This window comes from Chloroflexota bacterium (genome assembly GCA_018829775.1).
Lineage (GTDB): Bacteria > Chloroflexota > Dehalococcoidia > Dehalococcoidales > RBG-16-60-22 > E44-bin89.
The window spans coordinates 1-3,576 of record JAHJTL010000042.1 but is presented as its reverse complement, the minus strand read 5'-3'; the positions used below and the strand labels follow the sequence as shown (position 1 = coordinate 3,576).

General features: G+C 45.1%; 4 protein-coding genes. All 4 read left to right on the top strand.

What is annotated here, in order from left to right:
• Window positions 1-198: 198 nt before the first annotated feature.
• A complete protein-coding gene (locus tag KKD83_04345; GenBank protein ID MBU2535382.1) occupies window positions 199-927 on the top strand; it encodes a DUF4386 domain-containing protein in 729 nt (242 codons plus the stop codon).
• A 127-nt stretch (window positions 928-1,054) separates the two neighbouring features.
• A complete protein-coding gene (locus KKD83_04340; GenBank protein MBU2535381.1) occupies window positions 1,055-1,489 on the top strand; it encodes a hypothetical protein in 435 nt (144 codons plus the stop codon).
• A gap of 105 nt (window positions 1,490-1,594) precedes the next feature.
• Window positions 1,595-2,296 (top strand): DUF4386 domain-containing protein, encoded by a 702-nt coding sequence (locus tag KKD83_04335; GenBank protein MBU2535380.1) that lies wholly within the window; start codon window positions 1,595-1,597, stop codon window positions 2,294-2,296.
• A 38-nt stretch (window positions 2,297-2,334) separates the two neighbouring features.
• Window positions 2,335-3,294, top strand: a complete 960-nt coding sequence (locus tag KKD83_04330; protein MBU2535379.1) for an NAD(P)-dependent alcohol dehydrogenase — start codon at window positions 2,335-2,337, stop codon at window positions 3,292-3,294.
• Window positions 3,295-3,576: the final 282 nt, after the last annotated feature.

The window sequence follows — 3,576 nt, the reverse complement described above, 5'->3', positions numbered from 1 at the left end:
CCTGGCAACTGTTCGGGCTCTTCTGGAGATTCGGGCGTGGCGACCACGCTGCCCCACGGTCTTGCAAGACCTAAGGTCAATCGATCTGCCACACCCAGCCTCCGGCAGACATTCTATCATATTGTTTGAGATACAAGGTCATATGCAAGCTCAATTCAATGAAAATCATCTATAACGTTTATAAAAAGGAGACCTAAAATGAACACCTACAGAAAGACCGCAATAATTGTGGGGGTGCTATACATTATTGGCACGGTTAGTGGTGTTTTGACCCTTGTCGTTGCCAAACCCATTCTGAACGCTCCAGATTATCTTGTCAAAGTCTCTGCTACGGGAAACCACGTCATAACAGGGGCACTCCTTATGTTAGTTATGGGTCTGGCCCTCGCCATGGTTCCAGTCGCAATGTTTTCCATCCTGAAAAGACAGAATGAAGCCCTGGCTCTGGGGTATGTCGTTTTCAGGGGAGGGCTTGAGACTGTTACCTATATTGGTGTGGCAATAAGCTGGCTGTTACTGTTGCCATTAAGTGAGTCATATGTCCAGGCCGGCACCCCGAACGCTTCCAGCTTTCAGCCTTTGGGCCTGTTACTACTGAAAGCAGCGGAGACTAGCACTAATACTACGGAAATAGTTTTTCCCCTGGGCGCTCTGATGTTTAGTTACCTGTTGTATCGATCAAGGCTCATTCCCCGATGGATATCAGGTTGGGGGTTCATTGGAGCCATCCTGTACCTCGCCGCAGGCTTGTTACATCTGTTCGGCGTCATCGGTCAAATGTCGACGATCACGATGGTTCTGGTTCTTCCAACAGGCGTGCAGGAAATGGTGATGGCGGTATGGCTAATCGTTAAAGGATTTAATCCATCTGCAATCGCTTCTCTGTCTGCGAAAACAGCGACGAACGAGCTTTTGAGCGCGTCATAGATTTGCTATATAGGGGAAAGGGAGGGCTGAAGACCCTCTCTATAACCCTCCCCGCTCAGCTACATGTAAATGCTCGTGGAATAGACCTTAAAAAGCGGACACGACACATCACAAGGAGAAAGCAAAAATGCTCAAAGCAGGTTCGACCATCCTCTCAATCTGGAGCGGCATCAATTTCCTCCTCGCCGCCTTGATATTGACCAGTGTCGTCATTTTCAACGCAAACTCCCCACTTTTGGTAATGGTGTTTGAAAAATCTGAAATCGCCAGCCTGGATGCCAAGGTCATTGCATCGCTCAATGCTTTGACGATCCTGTACAACTCTTGCTCGGTGGTTCTCTCGGTGCTGGTGTGGTTGCTCATCCGAAAAAGCCTGATCGCCGGCCAAAAATGGGCCTTCTGGGTGTTGCTGTTCGTGATCGGTTTTGTGGAAGTGATGGCCTTCATCGCCTCCGCACCCATCGGAAACGCACGCTGGCAGGTGAATGTTGTTCTGAGCGCTTTATACGTTGTGGGCATTGGCCTGTCGGGCTATTCCCTATTCAAAGGAGATAAAAAATGAATACAGTATAAAATGAGCATATCTAAAATAAGAAGGAATACTCATGAAAGCGATTGTGTGCACAAAATACGGACCACCGGAGGTCCTTAAACTAAAGGAGAAGAAATGAATACAAACAGAAAGACCGCGATAAGCGTGGGAGTATTATTTATCATTGCAACGGTTCTGGGCGTGCTGGGTAATAATTTATTTAAACCTATTCTGGCTGCCCCAGATTATCTTATCAAAATTTCTGCAAATGAAAACCAGGTGATTATAGGAGGCCTCTTGGTTTTACTCTCGGCTTTTGCATGTGCCGGTATTGCCATTTGTCTGTATCCAATACTAAGAAAATACAATGAAGGCCTAGCTCTTGGAGCTGTTGGTTTAAGGCTTATGGAGGGTATGCTCTATATTGTTGGTGTGGTTGGCCTGCTATCAATACTGACATTGAGTCAGGAATATGTAAAAGCGGGAGCCTCGAATGCTTCCTTGTTTCAAGCTTCAGGCACTTCATTACTGGCGGTACGTGATTGGGCCGGCAAGTTAAGTATAATCGCTTTTACCGTGGGTGCTCTGATGTATTACTATGTATTTTATCAATCAAAACTCATTCCACGATGGCTATCAGGTTGGGGTTTTCTGGGAGCTGCATTATCGCTTGCAGCCGTCTTGTTAGCGATATCTGGCCAGATAATATATTTTTCGACGGTTTTCATTTTATTACAACTTCCAATAGGCGTGCAAGAAATGGTTCTTGCGGTATGGCTGATAGTTAAAGGGTTCAATTCGTCGGCAATCGCTTCCGGGTCTGCCAAACAGATATAAACCAGACAAAGTAAATTTGGAGGTAACTTACGAAAGCAATTGTATGCACAAAATACGGACCGCCGGAGGTTCTTCAGCTCAAAGAGGTGGAAAAACCTAGACCCAAGGATTATGAAGTCCTGATAAAAGTCCATGCGACAACAGTAACATCAGGGGACTCTAGAATGCGAAGTTTCACAGTTCCTCTCTCTTTCTGGCTCTTCGCTCGGATAGCGCTTGGTCTTAGAAAACCCAAAAAAGCTATACTGGGGTCTGAGTTAGCCGGGGAAATTGAATCAGTAGGCAAAGATGTAAAACTGTTTAAGAAAGGTGACGGGGTTTTTGCATATCTTGGACACAATCTTGGTGCTTATGCCGAGTATATATGCATGCCTGAAAATGGGTGTCTGGCAATAAAACCAGCAAACATGACCTTTGAGGAAGCCGCAGCCATTCCTTTTGGGGGCAATACAGCCTTGTATTTTCTGAGAAAAGGTGACATCCAGAGCGGACAAAAAGTACTTATCTATGGAGCTTCTGGAAGTGTAGGTACTTTTGCGGTCCAGCTTGCCAGGTACTTTGGGGCGGAAGTTACCGGGGTATGCAGTACCACGAATTTAGAATTAGTGAAATCGCTGGGAGCTAATAAGGTAATCGATTACACTAAGGAGGACTTTACCAAAAACGGTGAGACCTATGATGTTATTTTTGACGCAGTAGGCAAGAGTTCGTTTTCAGGTTGTATGAGATCGCTAAAGAAAGAAGGAATCTATCTTCAAGCCGTTGCCGCTCCAGCACTAATGGTTCGGATGCGATGGGCTTCGATGATGAGCAGCAAGAAACTAATAGGTGGGACAGCAATCCCTGAAACTGAAAACCTAATTTACCTCAAAGAACTCGTTGAAGCAGGAAAGATAAAACCAGTCATAGACAGATGCTATCCGCTGGAACAGATTGTCGAGACTCACAGGTATGTCGATAAAGGACACAAAAAGGGAAATGTAGTCATTACTGTGTAAATTTGAAGATTCATTAGCGGTTGGGTAACAATCTAGTATTTCGTTACCTTCGAAGAAATAAGAAATACTATAAATGGCGACAAAACTTTGATGCCCCCCCAACTGGTTCACTCATACACTTCATCACCGATCACAATATCCACTGACGGCAGCCCACCCCACACTACCAAAATCAACTAAGCCTTTTATATCAGGTTACTCTGTAATTGCAATTGTGTTGTTTTGTAGCGCATCAAGCAAGCTTTGTATTCCAAACTACTACAAAGTAAGTGTGTTTTTATT

What these genes read in the sequence shown, in the direction of transcription:
- KKD83_04345 (MBU2535382.1), top strand. Translation starts at nt 199, where the DNA reads ATGAACACCTACAGAAAGACCGCAATAATTGTGGGGGTGCTATACATT.
- KKD83_04340 (MBU2535381.1), top strand. Translation starts at nt 1,055, where the DNA reads ATGCTCAAAGCAGGTTCGACCATCCTCTCAATCTGGAGCGGCATCAAT.
- KKD83_04335 (MBU2535380.1), top strand. Translation starts at nt 1,595, where the DNA reads ATGAATACAAACAGAAAGACCGCGATAAGCGTGGGAGTATTATTTATC.